Annotated in this window: 18 protein-coding genes and 1 pseudogene; 13 read left to right on the plus strand and 6 right to left on the minus strand. The window is 70.6% G+C overall.

Annotated features, from left to right (window positions below; all coding sequences use genetic code 11):
- Positions 1–6: 6 nt before the first annotated feature.
- The 3 genes and pseudogenes from OG219_RS44155 to OG219_RS44165 all read left to right on the plus strand — a co-directional run.
- Positions 7–114, plus strand: a pseudogene (locus OG219_RS44155) (amino acid ABC transporter ATP-binding protein); the annotation flags it as partial.
- A 230-nt stretch (positions 115–344) separates the two neighbouring features.
- On the plus strand, positions 345–863 hold the full coding sequence (locus OG219_RS44160) for a hypothetical protein (RefSeq protein WP_266836782.1): 519 nt from the start codon (positions 345–347) through the stop codon (positions 861–863).
- Positions 864–1,008: 145 nt separating this feature from the next.
- A complete protein-coding gene (locus tag OG219_RS44165) occupies positions 1,009–1,266 on the plus strand; it encodes a hypothetical protein (protein ID WP_266836784.1) in 258 nt (85 codons plus the stop codon).
- 51 nt (positions 1,267–1,317) lie between these two features.
- Here the strand turns inward: OG219_RS44165 and OG219_RS44170 are convergent, their stop codons facing one another.
- Positions 1,318–2,334: a hypothetical protein gene (locus OG219_RS44170; protein WP_266836785.1), complete on the minus strand. Its 1,017-nt coding sequence runs from the start codon at positions 2,332–2,334 to the stop codon at positions 1,318–1,320.
- A 167-nt stretch (positions 2,335–2,501) separates the two neighbouring features.
- Between OG219_RS44170 and OG219_RS44175 the strand changes: the two genes are divergently transcribed.
- The 5 genes from OG219_RS44175 (at position 2,502) to OG219_RS44195 (ending at position 7,667) form a co-directional block, all read left to right on the plus strand.
- On the plus strand, positions 2,502–2,807 hold the full coding sequence (locus OG219_RS44175; protein ID WP_266836786.1) for a hypothetical protein: 306 nt from the start codon (positions 2,502–2,504) through the stop codon (positions 2,805–2,807).
- 221 nt (positions 2,808–3,028) lie between these two features.
- Positions 3,029–3,700, plus strand: coding sequence for a response regulator transcription factor (locus tag OG219_RS44180; protein WP_266836787.1), 672 nt, complete (start codon positions 3,029–3,031; stop codon positions 3,698–3,700).
- Positions 3,697–5,007 carry a sensor histidine kinase KdpD gene (locus tag OG219_RS44185; RefSeq protein WP_266836789.1) on the plus strand — a complete coding sequence of 437 codons (1,311 nt, stop codon included), beginning with the start codon at positions 3,697–3,699 and terminating at the stop codon, positions 5,005–5,007. The genes OG219_RS44180 and OG219_RS44185 overlap by 4 nt, the downstream gene beginning before the upstream one ends.
- Complete coding sequence (locus OG219_RS44190) at positions 5,004–6,938, plus strand: glycoside hydrolase family 9 protein (protein ID WP_266836791.1); 1,935 nt, start codon at positions 5,004–5,006, stop codon at positions 6,936–6,938. Before OG219_RS44185 ends, OG219_RS44190 begins: the two co-directional genes overlap by 4 nt.
- A gap of 243 nt (positions 6,939–7,181) precedes the next feature.
- A complete protein-coding gene (locus OG219_RS44195; protein ID WP_266836793.1) occupies positions 7,182–7,667 on the plus strand; it encodes a MarR family winged helix-turn-helix transcriptional regulator in 486 nt (161 codons plus the stop codon).
- Between the two features lie 370 nt (positions 7,668–8,037).
- Here the strand turns inward: OG219_RS44195 and OG219_RS44200 are convergent, their stop codons facing one another.
- Positions 8,038–8,688 (minus strand): FMN-dependent NADH-azoreductase, encoded by a 651-nt coding sequence (locus OG219_RS44200; RefSeq protein ID WP_266836795.1) that lies wholly within the window; start codon positions 8,686–8,688, stop codon positions 8,038–8,040.
- Positions 8,689–8,835: 147 nt separating this feature from the next.
- Here OG219_RS44200 and OG219_RS44205 point away from each other — a divergent pair, with 147 nt between their 5' ends.
- Positions 8,836–9,528, plus strand: a complete 693-nt coding sequence (locus OG219_RS44205; protein ID WP_266836797.1) for a nitroreductase — start codon at positions 8,836–8,838, stop codon at positions 9,526–9,528.
- Positions 9,529–9,603: 75 nt separating this feature from the next.
- Positions 9,604–10,332, plus strand: a complete 729-nt coding sequence (locus tag OG219_RS44210; RefSeq protein ID WP_266836799.1) for an SDR family oxidoreductase — start codon at positions 9,604–9,606, stop codon at positions 10,330–10,332.
- A 193-nt stretch (positions 10,333–10,525) separates the two neighbouring features.
- Here the strand turns inward: OG219_RS44210 and OG219_RS44215 are convergent, their stop codons facing one another.
- The 4 genes from OG219_RS44215 to OG219_RS44230 form a co-directional block, all read right to left on the minus strand.
- Complete coding sequence (locus OG219_RS44215) at positions 10,526–11,056, minus strand: GNAT family N-acetyltransferase (protein WP_266836801.1); 531 nt, start codon at positions 11,054–11,056, stop codon at positions 10,526–10,528.
- Positions 11,057–11,130: 74 nt separating this feature from the next.
- On the minus strand, positions 11,131–11,913 hold the full coding sequence (locus OG219_RS44220; RefSeq protein ID WP_266836803.1) for a DeoR/GlpR family DNA-binding transcription regulator: 783 nt from the start codon (positions 11,911–11,913) through the stop codon (positions 11,131–11,133).
- A gap of 51 nt (positions 11,914–11,964) precedes the next feature.
- Positions 11,965–12,978 (minus strand): 4-hydroxythreonine-4-phosphate dehydrogenase PdxA, encoded by a 1,014-nt coding sequence (pdxA, locus tag OG219_RS44225; RefSeq protein WP_266836805.1) that lies wholly within the window; start codon positions 12,976–12,978, stop codon positions 11,965–11,967.
- A 38-nt stretch (positions 12,979–13,016) separates the two neighbouring features.
- Positions 13,017–14,261: a four-carbon acid sugar kinase family protein gene (locus OG219_RS44230; protein WP_266836807.1), complete on the minus strand. Its 1,245-nt coding sequence runs from the start codon at positions 14,259–14,261 to the stop codon at positions 13,017–13,019.
- Positions 14,262–14,617: 356 nt separating this feature from the next.
- Here OG219_RS44230 and OG219_RS44235 point away from each other — a divergent pair, with 356 nt between their 5' ends.
- The 3 genes from OG219_RS44235 to OG219_RS44245 are packed head-to-tail and all read left to right on the plus strand — an operon-like array spanning position 14,618 to position 17,369.
- The gene (locus OG219_RS44235; protein ID WP_266836809.1) at positions 14,618–15,598 is read left to right on the plus strand and encodes an aldo/keto reductase; all 981 of its coding nucleotides are present in this window, start codon (positions 14,618–14,620) and stop codon (positions 15,596–15,598) included.
- 32 nt (positions 15,599–15,630) lie between these two features.
- Positions 15,631–16,416 (plus strand): HpcH/HpaI aldolase/citrate lyase family protein, encoded by a 786-nt coding sequence (locus tag OG219_RS44240; RefSeq protein WP_266836811.1) that lies wholly within the window; start codon positions 15,631–15,633, stop codon positions 16,414–16,416.
- On the plus strand, positions 16,416–17,369 hold the full coding sequence (locus OG219_RS44245; protein ID WP_266836813.1) for a phosphoglycerate dehydrogenase: 954 nt from the start codon (positions 16,416–16,418) through the stop codon (positions 17,367–17,369). The genes OG219_RS44240 and OG219_RS44245 overlap by 1 nt, the downstream gene beginning before the upstream one ends.
- The last annotated feature ends 84 nt before the right edge of the window (positions 17,370–17,453 follow it).

Genomic DNA, 17,453 nt, shown 5'->3' on the forward strand with positions numbered 1-17,453 from the left:
GTACCGGTGGGCGACGTCCTCGCGGTGATGAGGTCGCTTGCACGTGAGGGCATGGCCATGATGGCGGTGACTCGCAAGATGTTCATTGCCCGGGAGGTGGCCGGTCGGGCCGTTGTCACGGACGTCGGCGGCGTCCGCCATACACAGGACCGGCACCCGGTCCGGGAACCCTTGCAAGGAAGGCTCCCGGCGACGCCGCAAGGCTGAGTCCAAGCCGGACGCCTTCCGCTCGGCCTGTGCCCTGATGCTTCCGCAGCCGGGGCAGGCTGCGTAACCGGTTGTCCGTTGCCCAGTCCGCCCGAGCCGGACAACACCCGCCGACCTGGCGGCATCACCGACCGCGTTTGATCCGTCACCGATTGGCGCGCTACAGCGACGGTGCGCGGTGGACGCTGGAGTCGCGGCTGGGACACCTCCTGCAGGATCTCGAACGCCTCGCGGCGGAAGCCGAACGCCGGGAGCGGGAGAAGGAATTGCGCGAGACAGAGCAGCCGCGCTGGTATGCGGCCGTCGCCCAGGCACGCGAGCAGCAGGTCGAGCAGCACCGGGCGAGAGTTCTGACCGGGCAGACGCGGGCCTGGCGGCAGGCCGCCGAGATCCGCGCCTTCTGCCAGGCCGCCCGCGCCCGAACCGGCGACACACCGGTTGCGACGGACGAGGCGGACTGGCTGGAGTGGGCCGAAGCGTATACGGAACAACTCAACCCGCTCCAGAGCCCGTTGCGCACTCCGCCGGATCCACCGGCCGCGCGGGAGGTGCTGCGCGAGTTGGCGAAGGTGGATGCCTACGCCTACCCGTGGCCGTTCGACGCCGACGGCCGCTGGACGCCTCCCGAGGACCCGCGAACCAACCGGCTCCAGTGATCCGGGCCCCGCCCCGCTCGTAAATGGCTTCGCCCTGTCCACGAGGGACAGGGCGAAGGAACGTTCATGCGGTGATGGTGAGCGGGGCTTCCATACGCTCCCAGGCTCCGAGGACGGCCCGGCTGCGGGGGCGTATTACTGGTACATGCAGCAGGTGATGCCCGATCACGCCGGCTCGATGCGGTGGGACTCGCTGATGCACTACCTGGGCCCGGACACTCCGGTGAAGAACAGCACCGGCGGTACGTGGACGTCGGACAACAGCCGCAACGTCGTGTGTGGCACCAGCTCCGCCTGGAGCGTGCACCCTTCCGATGCCTCGGTGGGGTCGGTCGACTGTGACGAGTACGCGATGGCCTCCACGCACGAGTCCGGCGGCTACCCGAAGAGCGTCAGCGTGTGAAAGCCGGAAGGTGGGCCAGCCCGCAGGGCTGGCCCACCTTGTCGTACGTGGTCAGCCGGTCCAGGGTTGCCACCGGTCTTCCTGTGCCGGGTCGATACTGCTGAGCCACACCAGCGCCCCGTCGACCAAGCCGGGCTTGTCCCCCGTGGCCAGGGCCGGGGCTTCGAGCATGTCGGCAGCCTCTTCCAGGTAGGTCACCAGGGTGTTGAGTGATTCACCGGGGCCTTCGTTGTAGCGGGACCACCGGCCCAGGTAACCGGTCTCGGCGTCCAGGTACAAGCCCGAGGTGCTGTCAGCCGGGCCCAACGCGACAACCGGAATCCGGGATGCCCTCCACACAGTGATCCGCTCGTCCTCGGGGCGGGCGGTGTTGAAGGTGTCCTCCTGGGCCTGGGCGTCCATCTTCAGCCGGTAGGCGGCGGCCACGGCGTCCAGGGTCATCAGAGCCCTATTGCCCGGAAGGCATCCCCAGCCATTACCCCCGTCGTCGCCCGAGGTCAGCAGCCACAGGACGTGCAGCTCGACGGGTATCCGGATGCCGAAGTCGCCTTCCAGTGCAGCGATGGCGGCGGGGCTGGCGCCGGCGCGGAGTGCAGCGTAGGAGTCGGGGGCGTTGCGCTTCAGCCAGCCGGTGATGCGCCGCCAGGCATCGGCGACCTCCCGCACGGTGACCGCGGCGATGGCAGGGTCGGCGGGCTGGTCCTGGTCCCGGCCCTGCGCCTGCTCCTGCTCCTGCTCCTGCTCCTGCTCCTGCTCCTGCTCCTGCTCCTGGTCATGGGCGTCCGTGGAGGGCTCAGGGGAGGGAGCCGCCCTCAGAAACCGGATCTCGATCCGGTCCGGCTCGCGAATGTAGCCGACGGACAGGTCGGGGCAGTCCTCGAACATGTCGCCGTCAACCGTCACGTTCAGAATGCCGGGCAGCCCCGAGGGCCGGCCCATGTCAGGGTCGTCGGCCAGCTGGCCGGCCAGGGCCTTCAGCGCGTAGGGAACGATTGCACCGAGCTGGGCGGCGATGTCGCGTACGTCCGGCTGGATTTCGACCTTCACAGCCTGGTGCTCCTTGCTCATCGGATGAAGGGTGGGTGCCCCTCACACAGTAGGACGCCCGCGCTCACGGGCAGATGCTGCTTGCGCGTCCTGCCGTGCGGAGGCGGGTCAGGCGGTTGTGGGGTCTCCTGCGGGCGGCGCTGATCCCGGGTCGGCGATCCGGGCTTCGAGGTCGGCGACACGGCGTCTTGGAAGCGGAGATTGGAGCGGGCTGCCTTGAGGCGCTCGTCAAAGGTGCGGTTCTCGGCGGTGAGCTGGCGGGCACGCTGCTTGAGGGTGGTGTTCTCAGCGGTGATCCGTGGGATGGCTTACTCGGTCCACTCAGCTTCCACGTCACGGATCTGACCGAGGAGTTCGCCGATGCGGGTGCGCTGGGTGAGGACCTCAGAGTGGGCAGTCTTGAGGGCGGCCTCGGCGTTGAGTACGCGTTCGCGTCAGTTCGCGTCGCGATCGCCGTGCAGGCTGGGGCGGTCGACAACGCGGAGCGGCCGTAGAGGCGCTTGCCGACCCGCCACGGCTCACCGAGCGGCATCCGGACCTCGGCGCCGGCACGCACCTGAGCCCGAGGAGCAGTCCGTGACTGTCCTCTCCATCGCTGACTACAAGAAGGCCTTGGGGCTCGCAGAATGACAGCCGATCTCTTCTCCCTCGTGAAGCAGTTGGGAGCCCCACCCTGTGGCCAATGAGTGGCCGAGGAGCCGTCTAAGCTCCGGGAATGCGCGTATTGGTCTTGGAGGACGACCCCGAACTGGGGCCGGTCGTCGCTGCTCAGCTGCGTGGTGCGGGGTTCGCGGTGGACCTCTCGCGGACGCTGGCCGAGACGGATCTCAAGCTCTCCGTCAACAGCTACGACTGTGTCGTGGCCGACCGCTCGGTTCCGGACGGTGACTCGCTCACGCTGCTCGCGGCACAGCGGCGGACTGGGTCGGCACTGCCCTTTCTCCTGCTGACGGCGCTGGACGCGGTGAGCGACCGGGTGGCCGGCTTCGAGCACGGGGCGGACGACTACCTGGTCAAGCCTTTTGCTTTCGCCGAACTGGTCGTGCGGGTGCGTGCGTTGTGCCGCAGGGAGCAGCCCGCGCGGCTGCCGGTCCTGCGGGCGGGTGATCTGGAGGTCGATCTGCCAAGGCGCCGGGTGACCAGGGCCGGGGTGCTGCTCAGCCTGTCCGCCAAGGAGTTCGCGGTCCTTGAGCTGCTGATGCTGCGCGCGGGCGAGGTGGTGACGCGCACCGAGCTGATCGAGAGCTGCTGGGACGAGGCGAGTGAGCCGATGTCCAACGTGGTCGACGTCCTGATCGGCCAGCTGCGACGGCGGCTCGGGCCGCCCGATCCGATCGGGACGGTGCGCGGCGTCGGCTACCGGCTGGGCGACGAGGCGCAGGCGTGATCCGCCGGGACAAGGCGTCCTCCCTCTCCCCCGCCGTGGCCCGGCTGCGGCGCACCCGCCGGTTGATGACCCTCCTGTTCGCCTCGACGACCGCCGCCTGTCTCGTCGTACTCGCCACCGTCGCCGTCCGTATCGATGCCGGATCCCGGCGCTCCGGCCTCGACCACGAGGCCGGAAGCCGCGCCGTCGGCCTGTCGCGGGCGGTCTGGTTCGATGAGGGGACGCTGCATCTGGAGCCGCTGGGTGAGGACGAACTCGCGCAGGGTGCACAGGTGTTGGCTGTCCTGTACGCAGCGCCGGGAGAGTCGCCGTCCGTGCGGAACGTCGTTCCCGCGCGTTCGGCGCTGCCTGATCAGGACCGGCTCGACGGTGTCTGGCAGAGCGTCCTGGAGGAGCAGGACACCGTCCTCGTCAGCGCCCCTTCCGTGAACGGCGGGCGGCTGAGGTGGGCGGCCGCTCCGGTCTGGGACGGTGACCGGATCGGTGCGGCCTTGCTGGTGGGCACGGAGCTGGCGCGCAGCGAACATGATCACGAGGTCCTCGTTCGCTGGCTGGCGCTCGGCTGCACGGCTCTGGTCTGCTGCGCGGCGGCCGTCGGTCATCTGCTGTCGGGCCGGGCCATGCGGCCCGCTCTGCGCGGGCTGGGGCAGCAGGAGCAGTTCCTCGCCGAAGCGGCGCACGAGCTGCGGACGCCGCTGGCGACGTTGCGGCTCGTGGTGGAGCGGGGTGGTTCTTCCGACGAGACCCTACGACTGGTGGACCGGCTGAGCCGACTGGTCACCGGGCTGCTCGCCAGGGCCCGTTTGGAGGCCGGTGCGCAGCGGGCCGAGCTGGTGCCTCTGCGCCTCGATCAGCTGGTGGAGACCACGGTCGATGAGCTGCCGGAGCATGCGAGCGTCACGGTGAGCTCCGAGCCGGTGGTGGTGCTCGGGGATCCTGACCTGCTGGCCCAGGCGGTACGGAACCTGGTGGAGAACGCCCAACGGCACGGTGGCCCGGCCGGGTCGCCGGTGGAGGTCTCCGTCGCACCGGGACTCGTGACGGTCCGCGACCATGGGGCGGGCGTGCCGCTCGCCGACCGGGAGCGAGTCTTCGCCCGGGGTGTCACCGGGGGTTCCGGAACCTCCACGGGAACGGGGGCGGGGCTCGCCATCGTCCGCTGGGTCGCCGAGCTGCATCACGGCACCGCTCGCCTCGCGGACGCGCCCGGAGGAGGCTTGATCGCCGAGCTCCGGCTGCCGACGCACATGGCCCACGCGTCGTCCTCATCCTCATCTCATGAAGGCCCCGGCACCGTGGGCGCATGAACTCATTGCGCAACCCTCGGCTGCTGGTCGGCACCGCCGCGGGACTTGGCATCCTGCTCCTCGCCGTGAACCTGCACGGTCTACCCTTCGGCGGCGGCACCACGCCCTCCTCGACCGAGGTCGCCATCCGGGTCGACCAGGTCGGCTATGTGCGTGGCGAGGCGAAGCAGGCCTACGTCATGGGGCCCTCGGCGGCTCTCGCGGGAGCACGCTTCCAGGTCGTCGATGCCAAGGACAAGGTCGTCACGGCGGGGCGGCTCGGAGCCGTCACCGGCCGCTGGAACGCCAAGTACCCCTCGGTGCGCACCGCCGACCTCTCCGCGCTGAACACCCCCGGCACCTACCGCATCGTCCTGACCGGCACCGCGGCCGGCCGCTCCCCCGCCTTCCGGATAGCCGACGCCGACGAGCTGATGACCCCGCTCGTCCGGGACAACGTCCGCTTCCTGCAGGCGCAGCGCGACGGAGCCGACATGCTGCCCGGCGCCCTGCAGCACGGGCCTTCGCATCTTGCCGACGAGGATGCGACCGTCTACGCCGAGCCGGAGTACGACGAGGAGGGCAACGAATTGCTCGACGAGCGGCTGGCCCCGACCGGTGACCGGGTCGACGTGTCGGGCGGCTGGTTCGACGCGGGGGATTTCCTCAAGTTCACCGCCACCACCTCCTACTCGGTCGCCGAACTCCTGCTCGCCCAGCGCGACTTGCCGGACATGGAGGAACTCTCCGCCGAGTCCTCGCACGGGCTGGACTGGATCGACAAGATGTGGGACGGGGACAGCGAGACCCTCTACGCGCAGGTCGGCATCGGCGCGGGCAACGACGCCGTACGGACGGATCACGACGTGTGGCGGCTACCGGAGGCCGACGACCGACTCGATGTGTCCCCCGGTGACCCGGACTACACGATCAAGCACCGGCCGGTCTTCCGTGCGGCCGACCCGGGCGAGGCGATCAGCCCCAATCTGGCGGGCCGGGTGGCCGCGGTGTTCGCCCTCGCCGCACAGCGCGCGGCCGGCACGGACCCGGAGGAGGCCCAGGGCTGGCTGGACAAGGCGGCCGCCGTCTACGACCTGGCCGACACCGCCCACGACCCCGACAAGCCGCTCGTCACCGCGTTCCCGGGCGCCTTCTATCCCGAGGACTCATGGCAGGACGACATGGAGTTCGGCGGCGCCGAACTGGCCCTGGCCGCACGGGAACTCGGGGACGACCGGGAGAGCGACTGGGCCGACGCCGCGGCCGGCTGGGCCAGGGCTTATCTGGACTCCGACGTCAAGGGCACGCTCAACGTCGCGGACGTCAGCGCCCTCGCCCATGTCGACCTGGCCACCGTCCTGGACGGCACCCGGACGAACGGCATCGGGTCCGAGGAGCTGCACGAGGACCTGCGCCGCCAGTTGGACGACGGCGTCGCCCGCGCCGGGCACGACCCGTTCGGAGCCGGCGCCGTCTACGACGACTTCGACGCGGTCCCGCACACCTTCGGTCTGGTGGCCACCGCCCGCCTCTACTCCAATGCCACCGGGGACACCCACTACGCGGCCTTCGCCGGCCGGCAGCGAGGCTGGGCCCTCGGCGCCAACCCCTGGGGAACCAGCTTCGTGATCGGTGCCGGTGAGGTCTACCCGCACTGCCCGGAACACCAGTTGGCCAACCTCAGGGGCAGCCACGACGGGAAGGGCGCCATCCTGCGGGGCGCCGTGGTCAACGGCCCCAACGCCGCTAAGAAGCTGGAGGAGTTGAACGGCTTCCCGACCATGAAGAAGTGCACGGCCGCCCCGCCGACAGGTGCCTGGACCGATTTCGACGGCAAGGGCGCGCGGTACGTCGACGACGTGGGCGCCTGGCAGACCGTGGAGCCCGCACTGGACTTCACCACGACAGCGCTGCTGGCCTTCGCGCTGACCGCACAGGGCGACGGGCAATAGGCACCTGTTTCAAACCGTGGTGACGCAACTTGCTGAGCACCCGCCTGAGCCTTAGTACAGAGCCTCACCTAGTGGTGGTGCCGGCCGCACTCGCCCTTGGAGATCTGGAAGCACACCTCCACCGCGCCCCCGTGGTCTTGGCGAGGTCCTACAGGCGTGAGGTAACAAGGCCGCAGCAGACGTAGCCATTTTTAGTTTCAAATGAGACCGTATCGAACGAATAGATAGCTGTAATGTGGCCTCATGGCCGCCGACGTTCCTCACAAAACCACCCCCCTGCGCGTGACCGACCGCCCTGGAGATGCCTCGCCTTTCGCTCTCGGCCTGCTGCTGCGCCGGGCGCACTGGCGCGCGGCCGCGGTGATGGAGGAGGCGCTTCGGCCGCTCGGTATCGAGCTGCGGCATTTCGCCGTGCTGATCGTGCTGGTCGACCGCGGGTCCACGGTGCAGCGGGACTTGGCGGCGGCGACGGGGTCGGACAAGGCGGGGATCATGCGGGTCGTGGACGACCTGGAGCGTCGAGGGCTGGCCGTACGCAAGACCGTTCCGGGGGACCGGCGGGTGCGGGCAGTGGAGATCACGCCTCAGGGGCTCGAGCTTTTCGATGCAGCCCATGTGGCGGCGGAGCCGCTGGCTGAGCGTCTGGTTGCCGAACTGGAGCCTGGCGAGCCCGAGCAGCTGACGGATCTACTGACCCGGTTTGCCCATCCCGCAGGCGGTGAGGTGTAAGCGCGTCCGCGCACCGGTTGCCTGCCGCGTGGGCGCGTTGGTCCCATGCGACTTTCGGGGCGAACCCGGCCTTGAGAGCTGCGGCCCTGGCGGCGGGCGGCGGTCAGGGCTTCGTCGCCGACGAGGATCGAGCTCCGTACGGCTATTGCGCCGTACACCTGGCCGGCGATGAGCTCTTCCCCCCTCGCCCGCATCGCCGTCGTCTCGAAGCGCGGCCCGCCGACAGGCCGAACGCCCCGATCGCCCCCAGCACCGGGCCACCGGCCTCCAGGGACAGAGCACCACCGTCACCGTCGGAGAGGGCGCGGGCGACGAGGACACCGTGTGACGTCCCGGGTCGAGACGACACACGGCATCTGTGGCCCGGGGATTACGCGGCGAGGCGCTCCGCCAGTTCCTTGGCCTTGATGGTCGCGTCCCCCAAGGCGCGCTTGCGGGAAGCCTCGTAGAGGGGAACCAGTTCGGACATGGCCGGATTGCGGGAGGCCATGGTGAGTTCCGGGACGATGAAGTCGAGGTCCAGGCCGAGGGTGCCCTTGAGGACGGCCTCCAGGTAGTTCTGTACGAACTCGTAGCCCTCGCGCGGCGTGCCCGGCGCGTAGGAGCCGCCGCGGCTGGCGACGACGATGACAGGGGTGCCCTGAGCGGAGGGGGCCTCCCCCGCGGTGCGGCCGAGCAGGAGCACGCTGTCCAGCCACGCCTTGAGGGTCGACGGTATCGAGAAGTTGTACATGGGGGCACCGATCAGGATGGCGTCCGCCTGCTCCAGCTCCTCGATGAGCTGCACGCGGGCGGCGAACGCGGCGGACTGCTCCGGGGTGCGCTCGGACGGGGCGGCGTAACCGGCGGACCAGGCGTCGGCAGTGATGTGCGGGACGGGGCTGGCGGCGACGTCGCGGTAGATCACCGTGCCCTGCGGGTGCTGCTCTTCCCAGGTCTTACGGAAGGCGGCCGTGACCGAACGGGACGAGGACGCCCCACCGGGGAACACGGACGAGTCGATGTGCAGCAGCGTGGTCATGGGCTTTCTCCAAAGAACGGTGCCCGAGGCAAGGAACCAAGGGCCGAGGATTCATGCCTGCTGATAGTTACACACGAGATAGTCTCACTTGATACCATCACGAGTGTAACGAAGATGACCCCGTTGAGCAGATGGAGGCGCACGATCTTGGACGTCTATGAGGCGGTCACGAGCCGACGGGCGGTGCGCGGATTCACCGACCAACCTGTTCCGAGGGAGGTGCTGGAGCGCGTGTTGTCCGCCGCGGCCTGGGCCCCGTCCGGATCGAACATCCAGCCATGGCGCGCCTACGTGCTGACCGGCGCACCGCTGGCCGAGCTCAAGAAGCGCGCAGGCGAGCGCTTGGCCGCAGGTGACACCTGGGACGAGCCGGAGTACGAGATGTACCCGCACGCACTGAAGTCCCCCTACCGCGAACGCCGGTCCGCCTTCGGTGAGCAGCGCTACGGCGCACTCGGCATTGCGCGCGAGGACATGGCGGCGCGCCAGAGGGCCGCTTCCGCGAACTGGGATTGTTTCGGCGCTCCCGCCGCCCTGTTCTGCTACATCGACCGCGACCAGGGGCGGCCTCAATGGTCCGACGCCGGCATGTATCTGCAGACCGTCATGCTGTTGCTCCGCGCCGAAGGGCTGCACAGTTGTCCGCAGATGGCATGGGCGAAGTTTCACAAGACCGTCGCGGAGGCCCTGTCACCCCCGGACGAGCTCGTCCTCTTCTGCGGCATGTCGATCGGCTTCGAAGATGCCACGGTGGGTGACGCCCGTGCGGGCCGGGTGCCACTCGACGAGACGGTCACGTTCGTCGACGGCTACTCACACCACCCGCTCTCAGCCGGCTGAGGTGCCGTTTCCTGTCGCGACGACATAGTGGTTCATATGCCATATTCCGCGCACACCCCCAACGAAAGGCATGACATGAAGTTCGCAGTCATCGGCGGTACCGGTCTGATCGGGTCGCAGGTCGTCAAGAATCTGAACGCCGCCGGGCACAAAGCGGTACCGCACTCGCAGTCCACCGGAGTCGACGTCATCAGCGGCCAGGGACTGGACGAGGCAGTGGCGGGAGCCGACGTCGTCGTCAACCTGACGAACTCCCCGACCTTCGACGAAGCCTCCCCGGCCTTCTTCCAGACCTCGATGGACAACCTTCTGGCCGCGGCCCACAAAGGCGGCGTCGGCCACTTCGTCATCCTCTCGATCGTCGGCACGGACCAGGTGCCAGAGCTGGACTACTACCGGGCCAAGGCGCTCCAGGAGACCATCCTCGCGGCCGGGCCGATCCCCTACTCGATCGTCCGGGCCACGCAGTTCATGGAGTTCATGGACGCAGTCCTGTCCTGGACCACCGACGGCGACACCGTCCGGCTGCCCGCCACGCCCATCCAGCCGATCGCCGCCAAGGACGTGGCCGCCGCGGTGGCGGAGGTCGCCGCGGGCGCCCCGCTGAACGGCATTCGCAACATCGCCGGCCCCGAGATCTTCACCCTGGACGAGCTGGGCCGGATCACCCTGTCCCACAAGGGCGACAGCCGCACCGTCGTCAACGACCCCACCGCCGGCATGTTCGCCGCCGTCAAGGGTGATGTCCTCACCGATAAGAACGCCCACCTCGCCTCCACCAAGTACACCGACTGGCTCTCCTGACCCGCTCACACCCTCTCTGGCGCGCAGACCACAGAGAACCAAGCCCTGGCCGTCGTGGGAGATGACAAGAACTCGGCACGGCGACCAGGGGTGGCCTGAACGGGTTGCTTGCGCTTCCGACGGCGCAGCCACGCCCGAGCCCGCCGCTCCCACTACAAACGCCTGGGCCACACACCCAGATGCGGTTGCAGTGTCAGGGCCTCAGTAGTCCGCCCACCCACCAGTCGTGCGGATTCCCGTCGTTGGCAATCCCGCGATGGCGCAGCGTCCCCTCGACGGTGAAGCCCAGCTTCTCGGCCAGGGCACGAGAGCCGGTGTTGCCGACCATGGCCCACCACTCGATGCGGTGGACGTCGAGCGTGGCCCAGCCCCAGTCACACAGGGCCCGCGCGGCCTCGGCCGAATAGCCGTGGCCGCGCTGCTCCTTGACCGCCCAGTAGCCGAGTTCGAAGACACCTTGGCTCACCCTGGTGAGGCAGTACGAGCCGACGAGCGCCCCGCTCAGTTTGCGGAACGCGCCGAGGGTGTAGTCCTTGTCCGTGGCCCAGCCCTCGGGCAAGTCCGCACGGACACTCTTCTCGGCGTCCTCCCGCCGGTAGGGCACCGGAACCGGCGTATAGAACTGGATGTCCTCGTCCTGGCAGGCGTCGTACACCGCGTCCACGTCTCCGGGCGCGAAGGCCCGCAGCATCAGACGGTCGGTCTCAAGAGTCACCGGATCCATTGCGGCAGTATGAACACCACCTGCCGGGGGCGACCAGCGATTATCCCCGGCCGGTCAGGCTCGTGCCGGTTCCGTCACGTCCCCGCCGGTGGGGCGATCTCGACGCGCACTCCGCGGGCCTCGAAGGCGCGGATCTGCGCGTCGGGCGCCGATGTGTCCGTGACCAGGGTCCATCCTTCCTGGAGCGTCGCCCACGCGTGGAACGGTTTGCGTCCCAGCTTGGCGCCGTGGGCCAGCACGTAGACGCGGTCGGCGCGGCGGGACATCAGCTCCTTGAGGCGGGTCTGGCGCAGGTCCGCTTCGCAGATGCCGCGGTCGACGGTGACGCCGTCGGCGCCGAGGAAGACACGGTCGAAGGACATGTGCTCGAGCGCGGCCTCGGTGAGCGGGCCGACGAAACCCTGGCTGAGCGGGCGGAGCGTGCCACCGAGGCACTCGACGTGCACGCCCTCCGCGTCCGCCAGGGCGTGCAGGGCGGTCAGGCCCGTCGTCGCGATCGTCAACTCCTTTGCGCCGCGCAGCTCGTGGGCCAGCGCACCCACCGTCGTACCAGCGTCGAGGAGCAGGGTCTCACCCGGCTCGACCTGCCGCGCCGCCCACTGCGCGATGGCCCGCTTCTCCTCGTACGCCTCGCCCGTGCGCTGCCGCAGCGATGCCTCGGGGTGTGCGGACAGCGCCATCGCTCCGCCGTAGGTGCGTGCGAGGCGGCCCTCCGTGGTGAGACGGGCGAGGTCGCGGCGGATGGTCGACGGCGTGACGTCGAGGAGCTGCGAGAGTTCCTCGACGCTGGCGAGGCCGGTGGTGGTGGCGAGGTGGACGATGCGGTCGCGTCGGGCCTGGGAGGTGGTCGGAGGCATGTGCGGAGTCCTCTACGGTGCGGTGGTAACGGCGGTGCAGGGGACGGCGGTTCAGGCCACAGGGGCGGTCGGCGCCGTGGCCATCGCGGTGGCCTGGCGCAGCGCCTCGACCATGCTACCGGCCTCGGCCAAACCCGTTCCGGCGATGTCGAACGCGGTGCCGTGGTCGACGGAGGTGCGGATGACGGGCAGTCCCACGGTGAGGTTGACGCCCGCCTCGATGCCCAGGACCTTGACCGGGCCGTGGCCCTGGTCGTGGTACATCGCGACGATGAGGTCGTAGTCGCCGCGTGAGGCGAGGAAGAAGGCGGTGTCGGCGGGGAGCGGACCCCGGGCGTCGACGCCCTCGGCGCGCAGCTTCTCCAGGGCCGGGACGATCTTCTCCTCCTCCTCGCCGTAGCCGAACAGGCCGTTCTCGCCCGCGTGCGGGTTGATGCCGCAGACGCCGATGACCGGGTTCGGGGTGCCGGCGCGGACCATCGCCTCGTGGCCGCGGCGCACCGTGCGCTCGACGAGGCCCGGCTCGATGCGGTTGACGGCGTCGATCAGGCCGATGTGCGTGGTGACGTGGATGACCTTCACCTTCTCGGTGGAGAGCATCATCGAGACCTCTTCGGTCCCGGTCAGGTGGGCGAGGAGTTCGGTGTGGCCGGGGTAGATGTGGCCCGCGGCGTGCAGGGCCTCCTTGTTGAGAGGCGCGGTGCAGATGGCGTGCACCTCGCCGGCCACGGCGAGTTCGGCGGCCCGCTTGATGTATGCGTACGCGGCGTCGCCCGCGACCGGCGACAGCTTGCCCCAGGGCAGGTCGGCGGGGAGCAGGCCGAGGTCGATCACGTTGACGCGGCCGGGGGTGAACTCGGCGTCGCGCGGGTGGTCGACGGCGACGATCTCGCAGTCGAGGCCGAGGATCCGGGCGGCCTCGCGCAGCCGCTGTGCGTCGCCGATGACGACGGGGCGGCAGCTGGTCAGGACGGCGTCGTCGAGCAGGGCCGCGACGACGACCTCGGGGCCGATGCCGGCACCGTCGCCCATGGTGACGGCGATGAGAGGGAGAGGGGTGTTCATGGGGACAACTCCTAGGCGGGGGGCGGGCGATGAGAGGTTCAGGTAGCGGCCGTGGCGGCGGCCAGGTGGGGGCGTAGCGCGAGCGCGATGCGCAGCAGTGAGTCCTCGGCGCCGTGGCTGCCGGGGCGGGTGACCACGTGGCGGCCGTCGGGGGTGCGGGAGTGGACGGCGCCGTGGTGGATCTCGCCGATGGGTTCCAACTCCCTTATGTCCAGGGCATCCAGGGTGGTGCGGGCCGTCTCGCCGCCGGTCAGGACGAGGTCGGGGCGGCCCGGATAGGCGGCGGCGAGTGCGCCCAGGGCGGTGCTGAGGGCCCTCCCCGTGCCGGGGCGCGTGCCCCCCGATCCGTCGATGGACAGCACGACCGGGGCAGGAGCGGCCGTGGTAGGCGGCAGGCGGACCGTGCCCGCCGCCAAGTCGGCCGGATCCAGCGGCACATGGTGCGCGCCGAGCGCGATGAGGTGCGCGATCTGCGCAACCGCGCCGGGCTCGGCGGTTCCCACGACGAAGAGCAGCGGCGTGCAGTCCGGGGCGGACGCGGGCGGGGGTGTGACGGCCGCGGGACGCAGCAGCGCGCGCCCGAGCGCGGCCGCCAGGCCACCGCTGCCCAGGAGCCGGAATCCGGGGCCGAGCCGCAGCGCCGCCGCGGCCACCGCGTCCAGGTCGGCGTCGGTCTCTGCGTCCGGCGCAGGGTGCGCACCGGACGCGGCGATCCGCCGGAACTCCGCGTCCAGTGCGACGGGTCCTGACCGTACGAGGTCGAGAGGGACCGTACGGACCGGCAGACCGGACAGCGCATCGGTCAGCGAGCGGGGCGCGGACGCGCGTTCCGCGCGCCAGCCGTCCGTGCGGTGCAGCGGAACGCCCTTCACGTGCACCACGCCGCCGGTCACGGTGCGCCCCGCCGCGGGCAGCGCGGGGGCGATGACGACGGCCTCGGCCCCCTCGGCGTACGCGGCCGCCTCCGCTGCGAGGTGGCCGCGCAGCTGTGAGTCGACCTTCTTGTAGAGCAGGCGGGGCGGGCCGGCCTGTGCCGCGCGCAGCGCCGTCCGCACGGCGTGTGCCGCTTCGGCGGGCGGCAGCCGGCGGGTGTCCAGGTCCACGACGAGGTCGTGCGTGGCAGTGATCTCGGCCACGTCCGCGGCGTCGAGCGACAGCCGGACCGGCCCGCCGAGCGCGCGGGCGGTCTCGGCCGCGCCGGACAGGTCGTCCGCGAGCGCCACGACGTACGACGGTACGGGCGGCGAGACGGGCGGAAGCGGGGGCGGGGGCAGGGAAGCCACGGGGTCGATACCTCCTTGGGCGTGCCCGGCGGTGGGCGGCTCAGTTCGGATCATGGCACAGGTTGCGCGAAATGCGCGAGACCCCTTGCGTGATTTACGCAGCCATGCGAGCGTTCCCATGGCGCCGACGACCGTCACCGCGGACCGCGGCGCTCTCGTGAACGCGACGCGTACCGGCTTGCACGGCACGTCGCACCGCACGTGGCCGCAGCGCAGCGCATCGCCGGAACCACCGTAGCGACCGCTCGATGCCGGGTAGCCGCACGGCACCACCCGTGTTGCGCACATCACGCATGAGATCGCGCACAAGCATGAGAACGCACCACCCGCACCACCCGCCTTGGAAGGAACCCGCCTTGACCGTCGGCCTTGAACTCCCGCACGTCCCCGTCCCGTTGTCCCGTCTCGTCCTCGGCACGATGACCTTCGGGGACACCGCCGACCGCGCGACGGCCGCCGCGATGCTGGACGCCGCGCTCGATGCGGGCATCACCGGCGTGGACACCGCCAACGGCTACGCGGGCGGCGAGAGCGAGCGCATCCTCGCCGAGCTGCTGCCCGGCCGCCGCGACCGGGTGGTGCTCGCCACCAAGGCCGGCATTCCGCACCCCGACCAGGGCGACCACGCGCCGCTCTCCGCCGAGGGCCTGCGCGCCGCGCTGGAGGGCAGCCTCAAGCGCCTGGGCACCGACCACGTCGACCTCTTCTACCTGCACCAGCCGGACCGCAGGACACCGCTCACGGAGACCCTCGCGACCGTCGCCGAGTTCGTGCAGGACGGCAAGGTCCTCGCCCTCGGCGTCTCCAACTTCGCCGCCTGGCAGATCGCCGAGCTGAACCGCGTGGCCGACGAGGTCGGCGCCCCCCGCCCGGTCGTCGCCCAGCAGCTGCACAATCTCCTCGCGCGACGCATCGAGGAGGAGTACGTCGAGTACGCCGCCGTCGCCGGTCTGCGCACGATGGTCTACAACCCGCTCGGCGGGGGCCTGCTCACCGGCCGCCACAGCTTCGAACAGGCCCCGGAGGGCGGGCGCTTCGGCGACTCGAAGCTGGCCGTGATGTATCGCGAGCGGTACTGGAACGAGGACTTGTTCCGCGCCGTCGCCGACCTCACCCGCATCGCCTCCGACGCGGGCCTGCCGCTGACCGAACTGGCCCTGCGCTGGCTGCTGTCGCAGCCCTCCACCGACGCGCTGCTGCTCGGCGGCTCCAAGGTCGACCACCTGAAGGCCAACATCGCCGTCGCGGCCGCCGGTCCGCTTCCCTCGGACGTGCTGGCCGCCTGCGAGGAGGTCGGCGCCCGTCTGCGCGGCCCGATGCCCGCCTACAACCGCTGACCTCCCGCCCCTCCCCCGTAACGGAGACACCCATGGCCACCGGCCGCACCCCTGCCGAGTTCACCGCCGCCCTGCGCAACCGCGAACAGCTCATCGGCTATTGGTCGTTGCTCGACTCGCCGATCGCCGCCGAGCGCCTCGCCCGCGTCGGCTACGACTATCTGGCCTTCGACGCCCAGCACGGCCTCTTCGGCTACCAGGGCATGCTGAACAACCTCCTCGCCACCGACACCAAGGGCTCAACCGCCGTCGGCATGGTGCGCGTCGAGGCCAACGACCTCACGTACATCGGCAAGGCGCTCGACGCGGGCGCGACCGCCGTGATCGTCCCGCTGATCGACAACGCCCAGGACGCAGCCGACGCCGTCTCCGCCGTCCGCTACCCGCCGCTGGGCCGCCGCTCGTACGGCCCGATGCGCGCCCAGCTGCGCATCGGCCCCAACCCGGCCGACACCCACGACCAGACCGCCGTCCTCGCGATGATCGAGACGGCCGACGGCCTGGCCAACGTCGAGGAGATCTGCGCGACACCCGGCCTGGACGGCATCTACGTCGGCCCGTCCGACCTGCGCCTGGCCATCGGCGGCGCGACCTCCACCGACCCTTCCGTACAGGAAGAGTTCGAGCAGGCCCTCACCCGCATCCGCAAGGCGGCCGAGGCGGCGGACATCGCGGCCGGCATCCACAACGCCGACGGCGCGAGCGCCGCCCGTCGCCTCGCCGAGGGCTTCACGTTCGCGTCGGTCGCCGCCGACGTCGTACATCTGCAGCAGATCGCGACGTCCCACCTGGAAGCGGCACGCGGCGGGGTGAACTGATGCCGACCACGCTCATCACGACGCCCACCTTCGCCCGGCACTCGGCGCGCCCCTGGCAGATCCTGGAAGAGGCCGCAGCGGGTCCCCTGCGGCCCTGCGAGGACGCGGCGCTGCCCACCGCCGAGCTCCTCAAGTACGTTGCCGAAGCTGACGCGTTGATCGTCGGCATGGACCCGATCACCGCCGAGGTGATGGACGCCGCGCCCCGCCTCAAGGTGATCGCCAAGCACGGCGTCGGCGTCGACACGATCGACTTGGCCGCCGCACGGGAGCGCGCGATACCGGTGGTGTGCGCGCCGGGCAGCAACTCGCGCGCGGTGGCGGAGTACACCTTCGGCCTGCTGCTGTCCGCGACCCGCTCCCTCGCCGCCTCGCACACCGCGGTGGCGGCGGGTGACTGGCCGAAGCTGTTCGGCCCCGAACTGCACGGCAGGACGCTGGGCATCGTCGGCTTCGGCCGCATCGGCCGTCTGCTGGCCGGATACGCCCGCGCCTTCGGCATGGAGCTGCTCGCCCACGACCCGTACGTCTCCGACGCCGACGTCCGCGCGCACGGCGCCGAACCGGCCGCGCTCGACGCCCTGTTGGCGCGCGCCGACGCCGTCAGCCTGCACACCCCGCCCGACCCGTCCGGCGCCCCGCTGCTCAACAGGGCCCGACTGGCGGCGATGAAACCGGGCGCGGTCCTGGTCAACGCCGCGCGCGGCGGCCTCATCGACGAACGCGCGCTCGCCGACCTGCTCGGCTCCGGGCACCTCGGAGCCGCGGCCCTCGACGCCTTCAGCACCGAGCCGCTGCCCGCCGACCACCCGCTCCGCGAGGCCCCGCGCACACTCCTCACCTCCCACATGGCCGCCTGCACGCCCGAGGCCAACCAGGCCATGGGCGCGATGGTCGCCGAGGACGTCGTCCGCGTACTGGCAGGCAAGGAACCGCACCACCAGGCGCATTGAGACACCCCGGCACAAGACACAACCGCACCACGGCACCACCCTGTCCCCGTTCCGGATACCGGCGACGACGCCGGAAGATCCCTA

Origin of the sequence: Streptomyces sp. NBC_00038, from assembly GCF_026343635.1 — a bacterium.
Lineage (GTDB): Bacteria > Actinomycetota > Actinomycetes > Streptomycetales > Streptomycetaceae > Streptomyces.

Excerpts from the sequence above, each read along its gene's own strand:
- OG219_RS44165 (WP_266836784.1), top strand. The coding sequence starts at position 1,009 with ATGCAGCAGGTGATGCCCGATCACGCCGGCTCGATGCGGTGGGACTCG.
- OG219_RS44170 (WP_266836785.1), bottom strand. The coding sequence starts at position 2,334 with ATGAGCAAGGAGCACCAGGCTGTGAAGGTCGAAATCCAGCCGGACGTA.
- OG219_RS44180 (WP_266836787.1), top strand. The coding sequence starts at position 3,029 with ATGCGCGTATTGGTCTTGGAGGACGACCCCGAACTGGGGCCGGTCGTC.
- OG219_RS44190 (WP_266836791.1), top strand. The coding sequence starts at position 5,004 with ATGAACTCATTGCGCAACCCTCGGCTGCTGGTCGGCACCGCCGCGGGA.
- OG219_RS44195 (WP_266836793.1), top strand. The coding sequence starts at position 7,182 with ATGGCCGCCGACGTTCCTCACAAAACCACCCCCCTGCGCGTGACCGAC.
- OG219_RS44200 (WP_266836795.1), bottom strand. The coding sequence starts at position 8,688 with ATGACCACGCTGCTGCACATCGACTCGTCCGTGTTCCCCGGTGGGGCG.
- OG219_RS44210 (WP_266836799.1), top strand. The coding sequence starts at position 9,604 with ATGAAGTTCGCAGTCATCGGCGGTACCGGTCTGATCGGGTCGCAGGTC.
- OG219_RS44215 (WP_266836801.1), bottom strand. The coding sequence starts at position 11,056 with ATGGATCCGGTGACTCTTGAGACCGACCGTCTGATGCTGCGGGCCTTC.
- OG219_RS44220 (WP_266836803.1), bottom strand. The coding sequence starts at position 11,913 with ATGCCTCCGACCACCTCCCAGGCCCGACGCGACCGCATCGTCCACCTC.
- pdxA (WP_266836805.1), bottom strand. The coding sequence starts at position 12,978 with ATGAACACCCCTCTCCCTCTCATCGCCGTCACCATGGGCGACGGTGCC.
- OG219_RS44240 (WP_266836811.1), top strand. The coding sequence starts at position 15,631 with ATGGCCACCGGCCGCACCCCTGCCGAGTTCACCGCCGCCCTGCGCAAC.
- OG219_RS44245 (WP_266836813.1), top strand. The coding sequence starts at position 16,416 with ATGCCGACCACGCTCATCACGACGCCCACCTTCGCCCGGCACTCGGCG.